19 protein-coding genes and 2 riboswitches are annotated in these 20,531 nt (G+C 50.6%); of the genes, 7 read left to right on the plus strand and 12 right to left on the minus strand.

Annotated features, from left to right (window positions below):
* Nucleotides 1–138: 138 nt before the first annotated feature.
* On the minus strand, nucleotides 139–3,525 hold the full coding sequence (locus O4H47_RS05500; RefSeq protein ID WP_269392957.1) for an indolepyruvate ferredoxin oxidoreductase family protein: 3,387 nt from the start codon (nucleotides 3,523–3,525) through the stop codon (nucleotides 139–141).
* Between the two features lie 114 nt (nucleotides 3,526–3,639).
* Between O4H47_RS05500 and O4H47_RS05505 the strand changes: the two genes are divergently transcribed.
* Nucleotides 3,640–4,131 (plus strand): Lrp/AsnC family transcriptional regulator, encoded by a 492-nt coding sequence (locus O4H47_RS05505; protein WP_269392958.1) that lies wholly within the window; start codon nucleotides 3,640–3,642, stop codon nucleotides 4,129–4,131.
* Nucleotides 4,128–4,667 carry a GNAT family N-acetyltransferase gene (locus O4H47_RS05510; protein WP_269392959.1) on the plus strand — a complete coding sequence of 180 codons (540 nt, stop codon included), beginning with the start codon at nucleotides 4,128–4,130 and terminating at the stop codon, nucleotides 4,665–4,667. The genes O4H47_RS05505 and O4H47_RS05510 overlap by 4 nt, the downstream gene beginning before the upstream one ends.
* On the opposite strand, the gene O4H47_RS05515 is transcribed toward O4H47_RS05510, so the two are convergent.
* The 11 genes from O4H47_RS05515 to O4H47_RS05565 form a co-directional block, all read right to left on the minus strand.
* Nucleotides 4,664–5,053 carry a rhodanese-like domain-containing protein gene (locus O4H47_RS05515; RefSeq protein ID WP_269392960.1) on the minus strand — a complete coding sequence of 130 codons (390 nt, stop codon included), beginning with the start codon at nucleotides 5,051–5,053 and terminating at the stop codon, nucleotides 4,664–4,666. The genes O4H47_RS05510 and O4H47_RS05515 overlap by 4 nt on opposite strands.
* 11 nt (nucleotides 5,054–5,064) lie before the next feature.
* Nucleotides 5,065–5,358, minus strand: a complete 294-nt coding sequence (locus O4H47_RS05520; protein ID WP_269392961.1) for a GNAT family N-acetyltransferase — start codon at nucleotides 5,356–5,358, stop codon at nucleotides 5,065–5,067.
* Complete coding sequence (locus O4H47_RS05525) at nucleotides 5,355–5,822, minus strand: NUDIX hydrolase (RefSeq protein ID WP_269392962.1); 468 nt, start codon at nucleotides 5,820–5,822, stop codon at nucleotides 5,355–5,357. The genes O4H47_RS05520 and O4H47_RS05525 overlap by 4 nt, the downstream gene beginning before the upstream one ends.
* Complete coding sequence (locus O4H47_RS05530; protein ID WP_269392963.1) at nucleotides 5,815–6,723, minus strand: ornithine cyclodeaminase family protein; 909 nt, start codon at nucleotides 6,721–6,723, stop codon at nucleotides 5,815–5,817. Before O4H47_RS05530 ends, O4H47_RS05525 begins: the two co-directional genes overlap by 8 nt.
* 18 nt (nucleotides 6,724–6,741) lie before the next feature.
* Nucleotides 6,742–7,371, minus strand: coding sequence for a cob(I)yrinic acid a,c-diamide adenosyltransferase (gene cobO, locus O4H47_RS05535; protein ID WP_269392964.1), 630 nt, complete (start codon nucleotides 7,369–7,371; stop codon nucleotides 6,742–6,744).
* On the minus strand, nucleotides 7,368–11,084 hold the full coding sequence (gene cobN / locus O4H47_RS05540; protein ID WP_269392965.1) for a cobaltochelatase subunit CobN: 3,717 nt from the start codon (nucleotides 11,082–11,084) through the stop codon (nucleotides 7,368–7,370). Before cobN ends, cobO begins: the two co-directional genes overlap by 4 nt.
* Nucleotides 11,084–12,157, minus strand: a complete 1,074-nt coding sequence (cobW, locus tag O4H47_RS05545; protein ID WP_269392966.1) for a cobalamin biosynthesis protein CobW — start codon at nucleotides 12,155–12,157, stop codon at nucleotides 11,084–11,086. Before cobW ends, cobN begins: the two co-directional genes overlap by 1 nt.
* Nucleotides 12,158–12,186: 29 nt before the next feature.
* Complete coding sequence (locus tag O4H47_RS05550) at nucleotides 12,187–12,918, minus strand: CbtA family protein (protein WP_269392967.1); 732 nt, start codon at nucleotides 12,916–12,918, stop codon at nucleotides 12,187–12,189.
* A gap of 20 nt (nucleotides 12,919–12,938) precedes the next feature.
* Complete coding sequence (locus tag O4H47_RS05555) at nucleotides 12,939–13,112, minus strand: CbtB domain-containing protein (protein WP_269392968.1); 174 nt, start codon at nucleotides 13,110–13,112, stop codon at nucleotides 12,939–12,941.
* Nucleotides 13,113–13,155: 43 nt separating this feature from the next.
* A riboswitch (cobalamin riboswitch) is annotated at nucleotides 13,156–13,382 on the minus strand.
* 16 nt (nucleotides 13,383–13,398) lie between these two features.
* Nucleotides 13,399–14,094, minus strand: a complete 696-nt coding sequence (gene mnmD / locus O4H47_RS05560; protein WP_269392969.1) for a tRNA (5-methylaminomethyl-2-thiouridine)(34)-methyltransferase MnmD — start codon at nucleotides 14,092–14,094, stop codon at nucleotides 13,399–13,401.
* Between the two features lie 72 nt (nucleotides 14,095–14,166).
* Nucleotides 14,167–14,844, minus strand: coding sequence for an energy-coupling factor ABC transporter permease (locus O4H47_RS05565; RefSeq protein ID WP_269392970.1), 678 nt, complete (start codon nucleotides 14,842–14,844; stop codon nucleotides 14,167–14,169).
* 120 nt (nucleotides 14,845–14,964) lie between these two features.
* Nucleotides 14,965–15,196, minus strand: a riboswitch (cobalamin riboswitch).
* 53 nt (nucleotides 15,197–15,249) lie between these two features.
* Between O4H47_RS05565 and O4H47_RS05570 the strand changes: the two genes are divergently transcribed.
* The 5 genes from O4H47_RS05570 to O4H47_RS05590 all read left to right on the plus strand — a co-directional run bounded on the left by O4H47_RS05570 (nucleotide 15,250) and on the right by O4H47_RS05590 (nucleotide 20,527).
* On the plus strand, nucleotides 15,250–16,392 hold the full coding sequence (locus O4H47_RS05570; RefSeq protein WP_269392971.1) for an NAD(P)/FAD-dependent oxidoreductase: 1,143 nt from the start codon (nucleotides 15,250–15,252) through the stop codon (nucleotides 16,390–16,392).
* Nucleotides 16,393–16,581: 189 nt separating this feature from the next.
* Nucleotides 16,582–17,529, plus strand: coding sequence for a hypothetical protein (locus O4H47_RS05575; RefSeq protein WP_269392972.1), 948 nt, complete (start codon nucleotides 16,582–16,584; stop codon nucleotides 17,527–17,529).
* Nucleotides 17,530–17,684: 155 nt separating this feature from the next.
* On the plus strand, nucleotides 17,685–18,434 hold the full coding sequence (locus O4H47_RS05580) for a helix-turn-helix domain-containing protein (protein WP_269392973.1): 750 nt from the start codon (nucleotides 17,685–17,687) through the stop codon (nucleotides 18,432–18,434).
* A gap of 74 nt (nucleotides 18,435–18,508) precedes the next feature.
* The gene (locus O4H47_RS05585) at nucleotides 18,509–19,009 is read left to right on the plus strand and encodes an SRPBCC family protein (RefSeq protein ID WP_269392974.1); all 501 of its coding nucleotides are present in this window, start codon (nucleotides 18,509–18,511) and stop codon (nucleotides 19,007–19,009) included.
* A 243-nt stretch (nucleotides 19,010–19,252) separates the two neighbouring features.
* Entirely contained in the window at nucleotides 19,253–20,527 is a 1,275-nt protein-coding gene (locus O4H47_RS05590; RefSeq protein WP_269392975.1) for an imelysin family protein, read from the plus strand.
* Nucleotides 20,528–20,531: the final 4 nt, after the last annotated feature.

The following is a 20,531-nucleotide window of genomic DNA, read 5'->3' on the forward strand; positions in this document are numbered from 1 at the left end:
GTTCCACCCCGGCCCTCCCCATTGAGGGAAGTGGGAAGAATAGGCACTAATCCCAGATAACTCAGTCAAAGTCTTTTGGTCTCCCTCCCCTCGATGGGGAGGGACTAAGGGTGGGGTGCTCGAGTAAAAGCATAAGCCTTAGGCGTTCAACGCCTTCTTATATTTCTCCAGTGCACCTTCTTTCACCAAACCATATCCTTTGACCATATCAACAAGCTGCGCTTGTTCGATTGCCACTGAATGATTTTCAGCATTCAGGTTATCGGCCAGCATGGTCACAAGATGAATATACTCATCGCGCAACTGGCGTTCGTCGCGACGGTCTTTACCCCAGCCAAACACATCAAGTTTTGATCCGCGTAATGGGCGCATGGCGTTGAGCATTTTCAATGTCGGCATGGCAATCGCGCCAGGGATGGCAAACTTCTTCGGGCGGCCATTTGGCTCTTTGATCCAATTGAGCATTGGCGGCGCCATATGGAAAGTAAGTTTGCTGCCCTGCTTAAACCGCCGCTGCGCATTGCTTAGGTGAGCAGTTTCAAGATGCAGCCGTGCAACCTCATATTCGTCCTTATAGGCCATCACTCGAGAAAGCTGGTGCGCCACCACTTCGCTGAAGCCCGTTTTGCCGATGGCATGTTCAGCCGCTGTTACCTTCGCCATAATGTCTTTATATTGAGCTGCATAACCTCCGTTTTGATAATCACTCAAGAACGCTGAACGTTCAGCAATCAAATCCTCCAGCGTTTGTTCGAGTTCAGCGTCAATGTCTTGCACAAATAGCTCAGGCTGATCAGCGATAAGGCGCCCCAGTTCGAAGGCTTCAAGGTTTGCGGCAATCGCTTTGCCATTTAATTCCACTGCACGGCGAATTGCATCGCCATCTAGTGGAATATGGCCCTTTTGCCATGCCATGCCGGTGAGCATCATATTGGAGAAGACGCTATCACCGAACAATTGTACCGAGAGGTCGGTCACATCAAATGCATCCACTTGTGCTGCATATTCTTTGAGCTTTTTCAGCCGAATTTCTTCTTGGAAGTCCGCAAGACCGCGCAACACAAAATCTGCTGTTGGCAGGATTTTCGTGTTGGCGATAACGTGGGTTTTTTCTGTTGTGAGCGTTGCCATGGGTTCAGCCATATTGGCCACGACCAAATCGCAAGCGATCAATGCATCAGCAGAACCTTTGTCGATCCGCACAGGGGTTTCCAATCCCGGTTTTTCCAGGATTTTGAGGTGCGAGATCACCGCACCGCCCTTTTGGGCGAACCCCATAAAGTCAAGGACGGAAGCGCCTTTGCCTTGCAGGTGAGCTGCCATGGCTAAAACGGCGCCCACAGTGACAACGCCAGTGCCACCAATACCGGTGATCAAAATCTCACCCGTTTTGGCGTGTTTTGGCTCTGGCAAAGAGGCAACATTGGTCAACAAATGGGCGCGCCGGTTTATGTCGCCGGTTGCTTTTTCTTCTTCGCCTTCAATGGTGACAAAGCTTGGGCAAAACCCTTCAACACATGAAAAATCTTTGTTGCATGAGGATTGATCAATCGTGCGTTTAACGCCCCATTTGGTTTTCACCGGGCTCACAGAAATACAGTTGGATTGCACCGAGCAATCGCCGCAGCCTTCACAGACGCTTGGATTGATGAACACCCGCTTCTTAGGGTCCTCGATCAATCCGCGTTTACGCTTGCGGCGTTTTTCGGTGGCGCAGCCCTGATCAAAAATCAACGCAGTAACGCCTTTTAGGCCTTTGAGCTCTTCTTGAACCGCATCAAGGTTTTTGCGGTGGTCAATGCTCATACCTTCGCCGCGCATCAAATCCCAACGGAAGCGTTCGGGTTTATCACTAACCAATGCGATGCGTTTAATGCCTTCAGCGCGCAATTGCGCAATAATGGCTTCTACGCTGAGTTCACCATCCACATCTTGTCCACCGGTCATGGCAACGGCGTGGTTGTAGAGAATTTTATAGGTGACATTTGATTGGGCAGCGATTGATTGGCGAATGGCCAAAAGCCCGGAATGGAAATAGGTGCCGTCGCCAAGGTTTTGGAAGATATGCTCGCGTCCCGTATAGGACGACATGCCGATCCAATTGACCCCCTCGCCGCCCATTTGCACGATGCCGTTGGTCTCCCGACCCATCCAAGACGCCATGAAATGGCACCCAATGCCAGGCAGCGCTTTGCTGCCTTCGGGCAAATTGGTTGAGCGGTTGTGTGGGCAACCTGAACAGAAATAGGGTGTGCGCCGTGCCACCTCTAAATCGGACAGGTTTGGCGCAGGGAGCGCGTTAGGAGGTGTGCCCTCAAGGTTCAAAAAGTCATGAACCACCTGCGCCAAAATGGAAGGACGAAGCTCGCCCGCTTCGGGCAACAATGGCGCGCCAGCCAAGTCGCGCTTTCCAATGATGGTGAAGCGATTGCCCTGTTGTTTGTTGTAGAAAAGATCCTTGAGTTGAGTTTCAACAACGGAGCGTTTTTCTTCAACCACCAAGAGCTTTTCAGCGTCTTGCAGGAATGTCTCGAACCCTGTTGGCTCGATGGGCCAAACAAGCCCAACTTTATAAATACCAACCCCTAAACGTTTTGCGGCGGCTTCTGATACGCCAAGTTTTTTGAACGTTTCGATGAGGTCAGCATAGGCTTTGCCTACTGCAACGATTGCCGTTTTTGGCTTCTTCGCGCCAAACGCCACTTTGTCGATGGGATTTGCTTTGGCAAAGGCGCGCATCGCATCCAAGCGCACCAACAGCTTTTGCTCCAAAATGGGCCCAAAGCTTGTGGCCGGGTCATGGTTGAGATCAAACGGTGGCACATAATCCTTAGGTGCTTTGAAGGCACGCGGCTGCGGCACTTCAATCGCTGCACTTGATTCAAGAACCTCAGAAATTGTTTTAAATCCAATCCAAGCGCCGGTGAAACGAGAGGCAGCAAAACCGTAAAGCCCAAACGGGATGTAATCAGCAATGCCTGCCGGATGAAGCACTGGCATCATAAAATGCTCGGCAGCTTGGTCAGATTGGTGCGGCATGGAAGAGGAAACACAACCATGGTCGTCGCCCAAAAAAGCGATCACACCACCATTTTTTGAGCTGCCCAAAGCATTGCCATGTTTGAGCGCGTCGCCCGAACGATCAACGCCGGGGCCTTTGCCGTACCAAATGCCAAAAACGCCATCCACGGTCACTTGTGGATCGCTAGAGACCTCTTGTGTGCCAACGATTGCGGTTGCGGCCAAATCTTCGTTGATCGCTGGCTTCACTGTGATTTTGTATTCGTCCAACGTTGTTTTGGCTTTCGCCATAGCCTGATCATAAGCACCAAGCGGCGAACCACGATAGCCCGATACAAAACCTGCAGTGTTCAACCCAGCAGCAAAATCAGCTTTTGCTTGTTCAATAGGGATGCGTACCAAAACGTCAGTGCCCGACAGAAAAACCCGCTCGTTTTTTAGTCCGTCACGCAATTCATATTCTGGATATGCGAAAAGGCTCGCATTCGCCGGTGTTAGATCCATAATGTTCCCCTATTCCTTGAGAACCATTATCGCTCATTTTTCTTGACATATCTGATCAAATTAGGGCTCAATATAGCCACATTTTGGCAATCTTTTTCAAGAAAGCGCTTAGTTTTGACAGAACAGTTCTCAATTGATCAAATTGACGGGAAAATCTTAGATTTACTGCAACAAAACAGCCGACTCTCCAACCAAGAGATCGCCAACCAAGTGGGCAGCTCGGTTTCTTCCGTGTGGCGACGCATCAACGCGCTTGAAGAAGCTGGGGTGATCACGGCCTACGGCCTTACGGTTTCGCCGGAAAAAATGGGCTACAGCGAAACGATTTTGCTTCAAGTCAGCCTCGAGCAACATAATGATGATTACTTGGATGAGTTCACAAAGCTGGTGCAATCAATTCCCGAGATTTTGGAATGCTATGCGACGACGGGTGAGTATGATTATGTCATGAAAGTATTGGCCACAGACATGCGCTCGTATCATCGGTTTCTGCGCAATAGTTTGATGAGCATGCCGTTCATCTCCAAAACTTTTTCACAAGTGGTGATGGACAAGATCAAGTTTCAAAAAGCGATTCCAACGACTTCGGCCCGGATGAAGAAATGATCGACATTGCATTGCGAGATCTGCGCATTGCCGACCTGCGCGCCTATCGCCAATTGATTTCGCCAGACAGAGCTTTTCATCAGTTCAACGGCCCCTACTTTGGACTACCCGACGACGCTGAGCAGGATCGTTACATCCAACGCTTGCGCGAAAAATTGGAAGCCCCTGAACAGGATTTGAAAAAACTGCTGATTATTGATGCGCGGTCGGATCGAATCTTGGGCGAAGTGAGCTGGTATTGGCGCAGCAAGGCGACCTATTGGATGGAGATTGGCATTTTGATTTTCAATCAATCGGATTGGTCAAAGGGCATAGGTGCGAATGCGTTAAAACTGCTGATCGGCCAATTATTTGCCGACAGAGACGAATTGGTGCGGATTGGGCTAACCACTTGGAGTGGCAACCAAGGGATGATGCGACTCGCGCAAAAGCTAGGCATGCGCCAAGAAGCTTGCTATCGCAAAGCGCGTTTTTGGCAGGGTCAGTATTATGATTCAGTCAGCTACGGCGTCCTCAAAGAAGAATGGTCCGTTTAGCGGGTTTCAGGTTCGACAATTGGTGCGCCTGCATCACGCCACCCGCCAAATCCACCTTCGATGTGCGCCACATTTTCAAAGCCCATGTCTTTAGCGGTCTTGGTTGCCAAGGCAGAACGCCAACCCGCGGCACAAAAGAATACCAGCTTTTTGTCCGTGGCCAATTCAGGCTTGTGATAAAGACTTGTTGGATCAATCCAAAACTCAAGCATACCGCGCGGCACGTGCACTGCGCCTTCGATTTTGCCTTCACGCTTTAGCTCGCGAATATCGCGCAAATCGACCAACAAGGCCTTGCCGGATGCAGTCTGCTGTTTGGCGCTTTCCACATCGAGCGTTTCGATTTCAGCCATGGCTTGATCAACAAGTTGTTTGACCGTTTTCATTTCAACTCCCTTTACGCCGCCAGCACATCTGCCCAGTCTTTGTGCCGTTTGAACTGCATTACAACATAAGAACACACAGGCACGATTTTGCGTTTGTTCTGACGCGCGAATTCCACGCCAGCAATCACCAGTTTTGCCGCAATTCCTTGGCCTTCAAATTCTTTGGGGACACGCGTGTGATCGACAATCATTTGATTGTTGTTGCGCACGAAAGTCATTTCGGCCTGATGACCTTCGCCAAGGTCTGCGAAAAATCGACCACGTTGATTGTCTTCTTGAAACTGTATTTTGAGGTCTTTGGTCATGTTGCCGCCTTTGAGAGCAAGTCTGTTGCGAGTTTTCTAATGGGGTTATGCGAGGCAGCCAGATCAATTTGGCGCAGTTCAGCCAGAGAGATGAACTTCAGCTGTGTCGATTCTTCGCTTATGTGCAGTGCCGGCATTTGAGTCAGTTCTGCTGCAAAAACGGACATGTGGGTTTGCACTACATTGCCATCATCGTATGCACCGATGGAGCCGGGGTTATCGAACAAGGTGACGAATTCTAAGGTCAACCCTGCCAGCCCGGTTTCTTCTTCCAGTTCACGGGCTGCGCACACTTCGGGAGCCTCGCCCGGCTCGGCTCTGCCACCCGGGAAAGACCATTGACCGTTGTCGCTGCGTTTTTCCATCAATACACTATCACCCAAGAACACCATCGACACAGAACCTTGGGCGAGCGGCTGGTTGATTGGCGGCGCGTCCTTCAGATTGTCAAAAAACTCAGCCACTTTGTTGGTCCAAATAATCGATTGCCGCACTGAGCGCGGTCACTTCAGTTCCAGCCAGTCCCGCGGACAAAAACAGGGTGAGATCTCCAGCAGCCGAATTGAAGGTTTGTGCGCCAAGATGTTGGACAGGTAAATTTTGGTCATGGAACATATGTTTGTTGCCCTGCCCAGCAATCTGCTGCGGGCTATCGGAAACGATCAATCTGGTGCGCGCGACAATGTCCAAAGGCAATTCGTGGCGATCAACAAATTTGGGACCTAGAGTTGTGACATGAGCGCCATGTTTTATCCATTCTGTATCAATCACGGGTTCTGAAGAATTGGTGGCGAGGATCACGACATCAGCATCTCGCACCGCGCGCTCAGCACTTGAAGTTGGGGTGATATTTGCACTCAGCTTCTTAGCCATATCGGTTGCAAAATTACCGCGCCGCTCCATCGAGCGGCTAAACACGCTGACTTTTCCAACCTCACGTAAACTCAAAATCGCTTCTAACTGGGTTTGCGCCTGTGTTCCAGTTCCGATCAGTGCCAGTTTTTCAATCCGCTCCTCAGGCACCAAACGATCAATCGCAACGCCACCAAGGCAACCTGTGCGGATCGCGCCTAAGCGCTCGCCAATCGCTATGCCTTTGATCTTTGCTGTGGCGCGGTCAAACACAACAACCAACTGCTCTTCGACCGCATTCTTGCGTTTTGGAAAGGTGTCATAAACGCGAAACCCGGCTAGGTCTTTGTTGCCGCCGCACGTAAAGACCAGCGCACCAGGATCAAAATCGACCCGATGGCGCGGTGGCGAAATCGCTTCGCCGCGCGCATCCGCATCAATCTGCGCTCGAACTGCGTCAAGAAAAACGCGCGTTGGAATGGCGTTCAGATCATCTTCTTGCAGAATGCGCATATAGGCCTCTTTATGGTTTTAAAACTCGATCCCTACCTGTGCTTTCACGCCAGACCGGAAGGGATGCTTTATCTGGGTCATGTCGGTGACCAAGTCCGCAAATTCCACCAACTCGTCTTTTGCATTACGCCCCGTGATGATCACATGTTTCATCTCTGGTTTTTGCCTTAGAACGTCCAAAATCTCTTCAATGGGCAAATAGTCGTATCGTAAGACAATATTCAATTCATCACACAAGACCATATCGTGCTTGTCGTCCAGAATAAATTCTTTGGCTTGCTCCCACGCGGCGCGTGCCGCATCGATATCGCGCTGCCGATCTTGGGTTTCCCACGTAAAGCCTTCGCCCATTGTGGCAAGTGAAACTTGATCGGGGAATTTGTCGAGCACATTGCGCTCGCCAGTGCCCCATTTGCCTTTGACAAATTGTACAACAGCGACTTTCATGCCATTGCCAAGCGCCCGAAAGACCATGCCGAAGGCGGCTGTCGATTTACCCTTGCCTTTTCCGGTGTGAACGATGGTAAGGCCTTTTTCGATGGTTTTGGTGGCGATGATCTTGTCGCGCGCCGCCTTCTTCTTTTTCATTTTCTCAGTATGGCGCTCGTTGAGTTCTTCTTCACTCATGTTGTCGGTTTTTTTGCTCATAGCTGATCATTGCTCCCATCTAAAAAGGCATAGGTTGAATTGCGTTTTGGCGACCAGAAGCCGCGCTCCATTGCTTCGCGAAACTTGGATATGAGTTCATCATAGCCATATTTGTTGTTCTCCTGAATGAAGATACGCACTTCATCATTGAGCACAAAGGCGTCAAAGGCAATGTCGAAATGGTGTGACTTCACTGCACCAGTTGTTGCCGCGAATGCGAACATATAATCGGTGGTGGCGATAATTTCGAACGCGCCTTTGTAACCGTGTCGCATCACCCCTGAAATCCATTTTGGATTGACAACGCGCGAGCGCATGACCTTGGCGATTTCTTCGTCCAGCGTTTTTGCCACGGGCCGTTCGGGACGCGAGTGGTCATTGTGATAATTTACCGGTTGGTGTCCCGTTAGCGACGTCGCGGTGGCGGTTAGGCCGCCTTCAAACTGGTAATAATCATCGCTGTCGAGCAGGTCATGTTCGCGGTTGTCCTGATTGTGCACAATCGCTTCTACAGACTTCAAGCGTGATATGAGTTGCGCACGGGCTTTTGTGCCTTTGGCTTTGGCGCCATAGGCATATTGCCCCCAATTGAGGAAGGCGGTGGCGATATCATCGATGTCTTGCCAATCGCCGCTGTCCATGATGCCTTGCAAGCCCGCACCATATGCACCCGGTTTTGAGCCGAAAATGCGATAGCCTGCTTGCATGGCTGCTTCGGCTTCAGATTGTCCATTGTCCATCAGCGCCAACGCATCAGTGCGCATCTGCTCGGCGATAGGGTTTTCGCTGGAAGGCTCATCCAGCGCGCCAATGGCGCGAATGGCCTTATCAAACAATTCAATTTGAGTGGGGAACGCGTCACGGAAAAAACCTGAAATGCGCAAGGTTACGTCAACTCGTGGACGACCCAATTTGGCCAAAGGAATAATCTCATATCCCGAGACCCTATGAGAACCCACATCCCACTTCGGTTTAACGCCAATCAGGGCCATTGCTTGTGCGATATCATCCCCGCCGGTGCGCATGTTGGATGTACCCCACACCGACAATGCGATGGCCGATAGATAGGTGCCATGATCCTGAAAATGGCGCGTGATGAGGTTTTCAGCGGACTTTTTGCCCAACTCCCACGCGGTGGGCGTCGGCACGGCGCGGTTATCAAGCGAATAGAAGTTGCGCCCTGTCGGCAACACATCCAACCGTCCGCGTGTTGGCGCACCGGAGGGGCCGGGCGACACAAATTTGCCGTCTAAGCCTTTTAGCAAATTGGTGCGCTCGAATGCCCCTGACTGCTCCAACTTTGATGATATCGAGTTTTGGATTTCAAGCAGCACTGCTTCGCTTGCTGACCACTGATCAAGGCAATCCAATTCGCCAGCAACAAGTTTTACCGCCAGCAATTCTAGCCGTTCAATGGTGTGGCCCATATGTCGCCAGTTGTCGTTGGTTTGATCGACTAGAATCTGTGGTTTTGGCCCATCCCATTGTTCGCCCATTGGGGCAGACAGGGGATCAAAACCGAGCGCTAGATCATCTGCCAATGCGCGAATGAGGGATTTATCTTCTGCACGTTCTTCACCGCGCGGTACACGCGCTAGGGCAACCAGCAGATCAGTTTTTAACCGCCCCTGTGGCGCGTGACCAAATATGTGCAAACCGTCGCGTACTTGCGCTTCTTTGAGTTCACACAAAAACGTATCGATGGTCACGAGTGCGCTATCGTCAGGTTGATCGTCCAGCCCCATGTCCTTATCCAAACCCGTGTCACGACACAGATCAAGAATGCGGGTTTTAAGGTCTTTCAAACGGCGTTGATCAAGTCCGGCGGCATTGTAATATTCGTCTGCTAACGCCTCTAGGTCTTTTAACGGACCATAAGTCTCGGCGCGCGTCAGTGGCGGGGTCAGATGGTCGATGATCACTGCGCCAGTGCGGCGTTTGGCTTGTGTACCCTCACCCGGATCATTGACGATAAAGGGATAAAAATGAGGCAAGTTGCCCCACAGCAATTGCGGGTAACACTGTGGGCTAAGCGCGTTGGCTTTGCCGGGCAACCATTCAAGATTGCCGTGCTTGCCGTTATGGATTATCGCTTGCGCACCAAATTGGTGGCGCAGCCATAAATAGGCAGCGAGATAAGCGTGTGGCGGCACTAAGTCGGGGTCGTGATAGCTAGCTTCAGCATCCAAATGGTAGCCACGCGCTGGCTGCAACATCACGACCGCGTTGCCATAATCGAGCACGGGCAAGTGAAACAGACCATTACGCACAAATGGATCAGCAGCAGGATCGCCCCAGCGTTTTGTGACTTCGTCTTGCACTGTTGCAGGCAATTGCGCGAATAGTTCTTGATAGGCATTTACAGATAGTTTGGCCGGGCTCTCACCGCGTGTCGGATGCGCATTTGTGGGGCCGCATTGCAAAGCTTCCACAAGGGCGTTGCCATTTTCAGGCAAATCGCCCAATCCATAATCTGCTTGCTTGAGGAACTTCAAAATCTCAACAGTTGATTGGGGTGCGTCATAGCCTACGCCATTGGCAATGCGCCCATCGCGGATAGGGTAATTGGCCAAAACGATACCGACCTTGCGATCGGCTGCTTTGGTTTTGCGCAAAACAATCCAATTGCTTGCAAGCTTAGCCGCCGCATCAATGCCGGGTTGATGCGGTAGATTGGCGGATAAGGGGCATTGTGTACGCTCGTGCCAAATGTTTTGTGCTTTGTGGGCGATCAGAATATCGCCGATACGCCCGTCCAACTCAGGCAAGACAACCTGCATGGCCAAATCTTTAGCGCTAAGGCCCTGAATGTCTTTTTCCCAAACCTCGGCGGGTCGCCCACCTTGCAGCAGTTGAATGATCGGTGCATCCGTGTTGGCGAAAGGATTTTGCCCGTCGCTAAGGTCGTTGATGCCCAGCGCGAAGCCAGTGGCATTGAGGATCACGTCGGGTGTAAATTGTGCAAATGTTGCTTGCGCAAATTCAACACAAAGTTGTTCTTTAAGAGACGCGACGACCAACGGCAATGGTTGAACACCGCCCCCGTTCAGCGCATCTATTAACGCATGGATTGGGGCCACATTGCCGCCGTCGAGCAACGCGCGATAAAAGATAATCGGAGCGATGGGTTTGTCCGTATCAAGACTGACTTCTTCAAGAGCGAGCACACCTTTGGTCGGATGATAGATGCCTGCACGTGGTGTTTGCCTTGGCGTTGGCAAAGCTAACTCGCCGGCAATGATTGCCTGCATGGCGTGCAGAGCTCCAGCCATATTGTCCGCACCGCCGGCCACAAACAAAGCATGCAAAGCAGCATAGGCATCATCGCTAACGGTCGAGCGGGTTTGCAGGTCTGGATCAGGATTTGCATCGCCGGGCAATAAAGCGAGCGCAATGCCATTGTCGGCACAAATGGCGGTGAGTTGGTCCACGCCATATGTCCAATAGGCACGCCCGCCGAGCAGGCGCACAACGATCAGCTTTGCGTTGATGGCCGTTTGCTCGATCCACAAATCAACCGAGAAATTGTGGCTAATGCGCATGGTGTTGGCAAGGCGCAATTGGTCAAACTTTTGCGCATCGGCAGCATTTGCAAGCGCAGCCAGCTCAGTGTCGGCAGCGGACAGAAACAGAATATCGGCGGGCGACTGACCAAGGTCAATCGCTTCGCCTTCTTGTTGTATCTCCCCTGCTTGTGCGGTGAGAAGATGCATTAGATCTGTCCCAGCGCTGCCTGCAGTTCTTGAGTGATCTGATCACGGTTGAGCGGCGCTTGCCCGATAACCACCAGCGCGGTGCCGCGTTCATCTTCTGCGCCCCACACCTTATCAAAATAGGTATCAATGCGCGGGCCAACTGCTTGCAACGAAAGGCGTGCGGGGGCATCTTTGATCGCCACGAAGCCTTTTAGGCGCAAAATATCGTGCTTGCGGATCACGCTTTCCACCGCATCAGACAATTGTTTTTTGCTCGCTACTTCAGGCAATCGAATGGAGAAACTATCAAAATCATCATGTTCGTGGTTGTGATGATGATGGCCATCACCTTGAGCCGCGTGATGGCGTTCGTGGTGCGACATGCGTTTTTCCATGTCCAATTGAGATTCGCTCTCGATACCCAACAAGGCCGCCATGTCGATCTCGCCTTTTTGCGTGCGAACCAGCTTGACCCCATCGCGCAAATGTTTGCGCAACTCAGCTTCAACTTCTTGCAATTTTGCCTCTTCAACCAGATCAGATTTATTGAGCAAAATCAGATCTGCGCACACCAGCTGATCTTCGAAAAGTTCACCCATCGGTGTGTCATGATCAAGCATTTCGTCTGATTGGCGTTGCGCATCGACAGCAGCTTCATCCGATGCGAAACGCCCTTCGGCCAACGCAGATGCGTCAGCCACTGTGACCACACCATCAACGGTTACGTCGGCTTTGATTTCAGGCCAATTGAACGCACGCACCAAGGGTTGTGGCAATGCCAAGCCGGACGTTTCAATCACGATGTGATCAGGGCGCGGATCACGCGCCAATAGTTGGGTGATGGTCGGGATAAAATCTTCCGCCACCGTGCAACAAATGCAGCCGTTGGCCAATTCAACCATATCTGTTTCATCACACGCTTCGTCGCCACAGCCCTTCAGCACATCGCGGTCCACGCCCACATCACCAAACTCATTGATGATCAGGGCAATGCGTTTGCCTTTAGCGTTGTTCAAAACATGGCGCACCAGGGTGGTTTTTCCTGCACCCAAAAAGCCAGTGATTACCGTTGCCGGAATTTTCGATTTCATTTTAGAATCCTTAACTCGAGAGAGTTTTGCTAGTGGTCTTGCTTTGATAGCCAGTCGTGGCTAAGCGCGTAGAGTGGCGCCACACTGAGCCAAAATGCTGCGGCCATGAAGTGCGCCGCTGATACATAATTGGCAGCAAGGTGCGCCGGGACCATGCTCGCATCATGACCTTCAGGCTGCGGTGCGCCCAAAAGGTGGGGCACAAGTAAAGCCACTATTGCCCCTGCGATAACCATAGGTTCAGGAAATTTAGCCATCGTAACAAAGGCCGCTGCTGTGACCACAACAGTGGCCCACCACCACACTTGACGCGCGCCTAAATCACCTGCAGGCATGCCCGGCAGTTCCGGCGCTAGCCCTAATGAAGGCGCGATTGAAAAAGTAATGAACCCCGCCAGACCCCACAACAAAGAGTTCTGAAGGTTAAATGGAATGGCGAACAATACTGAAATGGCACCGAGCATAAGCGCAAAACCAACGCCAACGAGCAGGTTTGCTGCAACAGTATATGCATTGCGCTCAAACCCATCTGTAGGTGCCCAGGCCGGAGGAGATTCTTCCACAGCTTGGTCGTGATCATCAGCATGCGCAACTTCAGTTTCTGACGTTTCAGCGGGCACGGCATGATGGTCATGATCGGCAGATTCATATTGTTCTGCTTGAATGATTAAAGGTACGACTTTCCAAAAAGAAAAACCGGACATAACAAGCCCAGCAGCAAGGCCCGCAAAGACCGCCGCAAACAAGATATTTTTAAACATTATTCTCTCCGAAGCGAAGCCTAGTGGCAGGGAAAACCCGTAGCATGGCGAGAATCGTGTGCACCATTATGCATACGTTGATCACCAGCAAAGCCGATACCCACCACCAAAAACGTGCCAAGAAACAGCGCAAGGGACCCGGCGATAAGCCGCTGAGAAATCGAAAGAGAAATTGTAGTCGTTTGAGTAGTCATTTTTAACACCCTCCGTGTGTGCATAATCGCAATGGTTGGAAAGGTTCCAACCTCTAGGTGTGGCAGGTCTCCTGGCTTGCGATTCGTAACAACGACACTTCGCCTTCCCGGCCCCAAATTTGAGGTCAGTGGCAAAAAGAAGCGCCGTCTGGTCGCTCACAGTTGCGGGGGCAGCCATGGTTTTGGTCCCTTTTGGGTACGCCGCACCATGTTCCCTTTTCATCTCGTCAACGAACTGCGCTGACAAGAACCACGCCGATGATCTGACATTAAAGCGTGGGGCACGTCAATCGCCAGATTGCAGCACGCCGCGCATCATTTGCCGTTTTCCCGCATGTCCGGGGCATTTCTCCACTTCAAAACCGGCTGCCTGCAAATTGCGCCGCACCCAACCGGCTACGGTATAAGTGGCGAACGTGCCTTTGGTTTGGGTCTTTGTGGCCAGGGATTGCATCAGCTCAGCTTCCCACATTTGTGGGTTTTTTGCAGGGGCAAAGCCATCCAAAAACCAAGCATCTGCTTTATTTTCCCAGCTTGGCAAGGTTTGGCGCACATCGCCGATCATCAATTGGAATGTTGTTTGTGTATCGATTTCTACAGTTTTTCCGTGGCTAATCTCAGGCCAATTTGCCACCAGCTTTTCGCATAGCTTTGTGAGCATAGGCCAAGGGGTGATGGCACGAAGAATTTCGAAACTATCCATGGGGTAAAGTTCAAACGAAGTGAATGTTAACTGCTGATGGGGTTGGCGCAGTTCAATCCATTGCCGCCATGTTTCCAACAAATTGAGCCCGGTACCAAAGCCAAGTTCGCCAATCGAAAAATGCTCAGCATTGGCCCAGCGATCTTGGACACTATTGCCGCGCAAGAACACGTGATCACACTCAAGCCGCCCATCGTTGCGTGAGTAGAAGTGGTCACCAAACTCACGGGAAAATGGCATGTCGTTTTCGTGCCATTCAACATTATTGTCTTTGCCCATGGCCCATTCCAATGAAAAAAAGGGGCGCCATCACCAACTGATGCGCCCTTTCAAATTGGCTACTTAGAGCCTTTACGCTGTTGCGTGCAGGCGTTTTTCAAATAGGCCGCTATCTTTCAAGCCGCTAAGTGTTTTCACACAAGCAAGCACAGCAAGATCAACAAGCGGTTCAACAATGACCACGGTCATATAGGCTGCGCCAAATGAGAGCACGCTGGCCACGTTTGCAGCGCCAAAACCTTGGCCGTAAAAAGCCCAGAACATTACCCAAGCAACAATGCCGCCTTGGTAAAGTGTTGAAAGCTGAAGTGCTTGACCATACCCAATGTCTTTATAGGCCGTTTTTGCGGGAATGATTTTTCGTGCAACAAGGGCCATTGCAAACAATGGGCCGAGCAACGATGTCACGTTCATGCCGTATTGTGGCAGATCAATCGGCGCAAAAAGCACACCTTGCAACAAAAGCCCGGCAGCAAGGCCAATGGCTGCGGGTGCAGCACCAAACAGCAAGAACAGTGTTGAGCCCATGATTAAATGGACTTCAGAAACACCAACTGGGTGGTGTGGCAACACTTGAAAATAGAAGAAGACCAAAGCGGTGCTGAACAAAGCGCGGATGGCAAGCGAAGCCGCGCCATCGTTTTTCACCATGTCCCTTGCGATTTTGGCCGTATAGCCCAATGCGCCGGTTGCTGTTGCATAGCTGAGTGTGATTTTTGCACCATCTACGATGCTTGGTTCGACATGCATAATCGATATATCCTTTAACTCCGTCGCACTTACCCCGTGCGAAGCGTCGTTCTACGTTTTAGGCATTTGAGGTAAACAGTTTTAGGGCGATCGCCTAAACCTGTTGCATCCCACGATACCCGGTTCCAATTCACTTTAGGCCGGTCTCCGGACTTATGAGGTGAGCAAAAACTCAGATTGGATCGCCTTCCCACGAAAACGCAGTGGCTTTTTGGCCCAATCTATTCTCATCTACCGTTGCGGGGGCAGTGTTGGAATTGGTCCCCTAATTGGGTCGACCGCACCAACTTCCCGTTTCACCCATTCAAAATGGCTTTATCGCCGAATGGACACCTGAAGTACTGGCGAACCTAAAATTTGCGGTTTGTCTTGTCAATGAACATTGAATGTGGTCAATCCAAAACTATGAGTATTTCGGCAAGCAAAAATTATGATTTAGCGGTTATCGGCGGCGGTGTCGTTGGGCTTTGGTGCGCGTACTTGGGTGCAAAAGCCGGCTTAAAGATCGCCTTATTTGAGGCAAACACCATCGCTTCGGGCGCAAGTGGCGGACTTTTGGGTGCCCTAATGCCGCATATGCCGACTCAATGGTACGAAAAGAAACAGTTTCAGTTTGAAGCCCTGATCGATTTGGAACCGTTCGCCCAACAGCTTGAAGCTGAAAGTGGCATAGATTGCGGTTATGCGCGGGTTGGACGGATTTTGCCACTCAGCCTGCCCGAGCATGAAATTGAAGCCAAGCAAAAGTGTGATGCGGCAGCCATTCAGTGGGCACGACCAAACCGCAACTATGAAATGCGTACTGTAAAAAAACCGACGCACCCCAATTGGCCGCACGAAGAGGTGATGCCACATGGCGCGACGATCGACAATTTTTCGGCTCGCATTAACCCGCGCGGGGTCACCAGCGCTTTGTTGAAATGTATCAGCGATAAAGTTGATATTTTCGAAAATAGTCCCGTTGAGTTGCAGGCCGACAAGAGTTTAAAAATGCCTGATGGCGGGCACACTATTGCACGTGATATTATCGTTACGGCGGGGCTTAACTCTTTTGATTTGCTGCAGCCCTTTGTGCCATCATTGTCTGGCCGCCCGATCAAAGGCCAAGCGGCCATGCTCGACACAAAGTTAGACCCGCAATTGCCTGTGGTGCATCAGGCCGGAGTTTACCTTATTGTACACAATGACGGGCGAACGGCGGTCGGCAGCACGTCAGAGCGTGAGTTTGAAGATGGGCACACAACAGATCATCTACTTGAAGAAGTGATTGAAAAGGCGCGTCGGATTTGCCCCTTGGTTGGCAATGCCCCCGTTGTAGAACGCTGGGCAAGTTTGCGCATGCAGCCTTATGGTCGAGACCCATTGGTTGGGCCGGTTCCTGAACATGAGGGCCTGCACATTTGTACGGGCGGGTTTAAGATTACCTTTGGCATTGCCCACCGCATGGCGGCTGCTGTTTTGGCGCCGATTATTGGCAACCCCGCTTTGGAAATGCCACCCAGTTTTCAAGTTGAAAACAGGGTTAATCATATATTTCCAAGAACTTAGACCGATTTAACCAAAAAATTTTACTGAAACAATTAACCTTCAAATCAAGAACAACTCATCAGACCTACAGCTTCCGCTATCCTTTAACCGGTCATTTACGGCTTGGACCGCTTTATCAAGCCAACGAGAAAGACGGGAAACCCGCGCTCGAAGGTTATTCAGGGCTAGGCCGAAATTTAGGAGATAATGATGGGACGTTGGACACAGGTTGAAAAGGGCGGTGCGGACAATTTTGGCAAGGGCCAAGTCAGCATTCAGCACAAACTCAATGATAGTGGATTTTTCACAGATGAAGCTTTGGCTGAGCTGATCGACAAATATCCACGCGAATATTACATGCTCAACACAATGACCAAGGTCGGTGAAGAGAAGGTTTGGCGCTCTGGCGACAAGGGCGACCTAACGGGCGCAGAAATCGTCAAAGCCATCCACGATGGTCAGGTATGGATGTGCTTGCGTCGTTTTGATGTGGTGGCTCCAGAATATCACAAGCTGATTGATGATTCATTTGAAGAGTTGGAAGAGGGCAACCCCAAGCTTAAAACCTTTAAGCGTGAATCTAGCCTGCTTATTTCTTCGCCAACGGCGCGGGTTTTCTACCATACAGATATTCCGTTTATTTGCTTATGGCACCTGCGCGGCAAAAAGCGGGTTTGGCTTTATGATGCGGACAATAAGACCCATTTGCCAGATCAAACGCTTGAAGGCGTGATCTTGCGCGAAACTGAAGAAGAAGTTGGCTATGATGCCAATTGGGACAAGGAAGCACAAAGTGTTTTGCTTGAGCCAGGGCAAGCCCTTTCTTGGGAGTTGAACGCACCGCACCGTGTTGACAATGTTGAGGGCCTCAATGTTTCAATTACCACTGAGTTTTTCACCCCAGAAGCACAGCGCAAATATGGTGTTTATTACACCAATGGTTACCTGCGTCGCCACATGGGAATTGAACCAAAGTCCACCAACACAGACGGCCTTGGTGCCTATGCGAAATGTGCCGTGGCCTTGGGTATCAAAAAGCTTGGTTTGCTCAAGGGCAAAGAGCGCAAGATGATGTGTTCGTTCACCATGGACAAAAACGATCTCACCAAGATCGTTGACATCCCTGCCAATGAGCAGTGGGAAATCAAACAGGCCTAATAGTTTTTGCCTGATCAAACATTAAAGGGTTGCGGCGTGTCGCAGCCCTTTTTTGTGTCGCTTCCTTCATAAGGAATTGCTTTCACTCCTCGCTACGCTAATCTTGGTTCATGAAAAGTGATCCCAATAGAGAACCAAGCGGCTTTGGACGATTGTTGCGTTTTTTGCGTGAACGACGTGGACTAAGTCAGCTCGCTTTATCGTCTGGCGCCGGTACAACGCCACGCCATTTGTCTTTTGTTGAAACGGGTAGATCGCGTCCCGGGCGTGACCTTATTTTGCGGCTCGCAACCGCCTTGCAGCTATCATCTCGCGAGATCAATCAGTTGCTTGGGCTTGCGGGCTTTCAAGCGGCACGAGCAGAATATCAGTTTGGCGACCAAAGAATAGAACCCTACCGCGCCGCGATTGAAGCGGTGCTTGAGAACCACAACCCCTACCCCGGTTGCGCCATGAATGGTGCGGGGGACATTCTGCTTGCAAACAAGGGATATAAAGACTTCGCGCCCACAGCGTTGACCTCAACCCCTGAAGAACGTGTTGAGACCTTCTTCAACCCCTTGGGGGACGCACCAAAACTGGTCGAAAACTGGGCGGAGGTTGCACATGGTTTATTAGACAGGCAACGAGCTGAATTGGCGGGGTGTTTCAATCAACGGCTCGAAAAGATGGTCTTGCGCATGGAAGAGCATTTGAAAAACGTTGTGCGCCCTCAATTTAAGGGGGGCAATGATATTGTCCTCTCACCGATATTGCTGGTGGGCGACAAACGGCTTTCAACATTTTCAACCTTTATGAAGTTTTCTCATGCGCACGAAGTGACCCTAAGCGAAATTCGCGTGGAGCTGACGTTCCCCACGGATGAAAAAACCCGATTGTTTTTTGAAGAATTGGCCAAAAAATAGCGCTCCCTCCCTATCCGGGAATTGGGTTTATACCCTTGCTTCATACATCCTTGATGTTAGCCAAGGAGAGCAACATGAAGTTGAAATTTTATAAAGACATAGACGTGCCGGCACAAAAGGCCTGGCACGAACTGAGTGAAGGTTTTGGAGATACAGGCAAATGGACGAGTTTATTGGATAGCTCGATCCTTATTGGCGCGGCAAAATCAGGGGCACACCGAGAGTGCCGCATTGGCAACAGAACCTTAACTGAACATATCACCAAAATGGACCACAATGATATGCAGGTCGATTACGAACTAATTGATGGCCGCCCGCCGGTCGTTGCATATGCATTTAACAGCTGGTCTGTTTCCCCGTTAGGCGAAACCAGATGTCGCGTTACCATGTTGCCGGACATCAGGATGAAATGGTGGGCCCAACCTATGGGTATGCTGGTTCGGTTCGGACTAAGCCAAACAATGCCCAAAGTCCTCAATGAGTTTAAGCATTGGGTCGAAACGGGTCGGGTACACCCTCGAAAAGCAAAGAAGAACTCAAAAAACAATATGCAAAATGTCGCCACTGCGACTTAGCGCAAAGGCAATTCTGCGGCGTTCTATTTGGGGCTGGCCATTTGGTCGGCCCTATTTTGTTTACATGTTTAGGAACAAATTCCGCCAAACTTAGAATCGTTCTAAAGCATTGATTTTTCGTTTGATTTTAAATCTAGATTATGTAACTCCACTTAAACGATGCTTGAATTCTTCGCATATTCTGGCAAAAACTGTTAAACATACCAACGTGGAGCATTGGCAATTTGAAGCCAATGAAATCGGATGAAAATTTTTAAATCTTTGGCAACTGCGGGTGCTGTTACAGCCCTGATGACGTCATCGGCATTTGCTGGCGCACACGATGTAAAAAGCCTATTGGCAAACTATGCAGATATTGCGCAGGCCGGTTACGAAGACAGTTTGATCACCGCAAAGGCGCTTGATCAGGCCATCGACAATTTGCTCAGCGAGCCCACCGCCGCCAACCTGGATGCCGCACGTACAGCTTGGATCGCTGCTCGGGTTCCTTATCAGCAAACAGAAGCCTATCGGTTCGGCAATGCAATTGTTGATGAGTGGGAAGGCAAGGTAAACGCTTGGCCACTTGATGAGGGGTTGATCGACTATGTAGACCTTGGGTACTACGGCGCTGAAAGCGACGAAAACGGCCTTTACACTGCAAATGTTATTGCCAACAAACAAGTCATCATTAATGGCGAGCCGGTCCAAATCGACACGATAACCCCAGATGCAATTGCCAATAAACTGCATGAGGCTGGTGGTGTTGAGGCCAATGTGGCGTCTGGCTATCACGCCATAGAGTTTTTGCTTTGGGGACAAGACCTAAATGGTACGGGTCCAGGTGCAGGCAATCGCCCGGCAACCGATTTTGATGTGGCCAATTGCACCGGTGGCAATTGCGACCGTCGGCGCGACTTTCTCAAGGCCGCATCCGAACTAACAATTTCTGATTTAGAAGAAATGGTTGCCGCCTGGGCACAAGGTGGCGCGGCACGAGAAGCTGTCGTTTCCGCTGACGATAAGGCTGGCCTGTCAACCATTTTAACCGGCATGGGTTCTTTGTCTTATGGCGAGTTGGCAGGCGAGCGGATGCGCCTTGGCCTTTTGGTGCACGATCCAGAAGAAGAGCATGATTGCTTTTCTGACAATACGCACAACTCCCATTTCTACGACGCCAAAGGCATTCAGAATGTCTATTTGGGCCAATATACGCGTGTAGATGGTTCTGTTGTTTCTGGACCATCATTGGCAGATTTCATTGCTCATGTGGATGCAGATCTGGACCAAGAACTGCGCGGCAAGCTGGATGCCACAATGGCTAAAATGCAGCACATGGTTGATCGCACATCAACTGAGGCCTACGACCAAATGATTGGCGAGGGTAATGAAGAAGGCAACGCCGTTGTACAAGCAGCAATTGATGCTTTGATCGATCAAACCCGCTCAATAGAACGCGTTGTCGCTAAACTTGATTTGGCTGATGTGGCCATTGAAGGGTCAGATAGCTTGGACAATCCAAACGCTGTTTTTGAATAAGAAC

The organism is Maritalea porphyrae (genome assembly GCF_027213965.1).
Lineage (GTDB): Bacteria > Pseudomonadota > Alphaproteobacteria > Rhizobiales > Devosiaceae > Maritalea > Maritalea porphyrae_A.

Coding starts and splice junctions, on each gene's coding strand:
- O4H47_RS05500 (WP_269392957.1), bottom strand. CDS start 3,525: ATGGATCTAACACCGGCGAATGCGAGCCTTTTCGCATATCCAGAATAT.
- O4H47_RS05510 (WP_269392959.1), top strand. CDS start 4,128: ATGATCGACATTGCATTGCGAGATCTGCGCATTGCCGACCTGCGCGCC.
- O4H47_RS05515 (WP_269392960.1), bottom strand. CDS start 5,053: ATGAAAACGGTCAAACAACTTGTTGATCAAGCCATGGCTGAAATCGAA.
- O4H47_RS05520 (WP_269392961.1), bottom strand. CDS start 5,358: ATGACCAAAGACCTCAAAATACAGTTTCAAGAAGACAATCAACGTGGT.
- O4H47_RS05530 (WP_269392963.1), bottom strand. CDS start 6,723: ATGCGCATTCTGCAAGAAGATGATCTGAACGCCATTCCAACGCGCGTT.
- cobO (WP_269392964.1), bottom strand. CDS start 7,371: ATGAGCAAAAAAACCGACAACATGAGTGAAGAAGAACTCAACGAGCGC.
- cobN (WP_269392965.1), bottom strand. CDS start 11,084: ATGCATCTTCTCACCGCACAAGCAGGGGAGATACAACAAGAAGGCGAA.
- cobW (WP_269392966.1), bottom strand. CDS start 12,157: ATGAAATCGAAAATTCCGGCAACGGTAATCACTGGCTTTTTGGGTGCA.
- O4H47_RS05550 (WP_269392967.1), bottom strand. CDS start 12,918: ATGTTTAAAAATATCTTGTTTGCGGCGGTCTTTGCGGGCCTTGCTGCT.
- O4H47_RS05555 (WP_269392968.1), bottom strand. CDS start 13,112: ATGACTACTCAAACGACTACAATTTCTCTTTCGATTTCTCAGCGGCTT.
- mnmD (WP_269392969.1), bottom strand. CDS start 14,094: ATGGGCAAAGACAATAATGTTGAATGGCACGAAAACGACATGCCATTT.
- O4H47_RS05565 (WP_269392970.1), bottom strand. CDS start 14,844: ATGCATGTCGAACCAAGCATCGTAGATGGTGCAAAAATCACACTCAGC.
- O4H47_RS05570 (WP_269392971.1), top strand. CDS start 15,250: ATGAGTATTTCGGCAAGCAAAAATTATGATTTAGCGGTTATCGGCGGC.
- O4H47_RS05575 (WP_269392972.1), top strand. CDS start 16,582: ATGGGACGTTGGACACAGGTTGAAAAGGGCGGTGCGGACAATTTTGGC.
- O4H47_RS05585 (WP_269392974.1), top strand. CDS start 18,509: ATGAAGTTGAAATTTTATAAAGACATAGACGTGCCGGCACAAAAGGCC.
- O4H47_RS05590 (WP_269392975.1), top strand. CDS start 19,253: ATGAAAATTTTTAAATCTTTGGCAACTGCGGGTGCTGTTACAGCCCTG.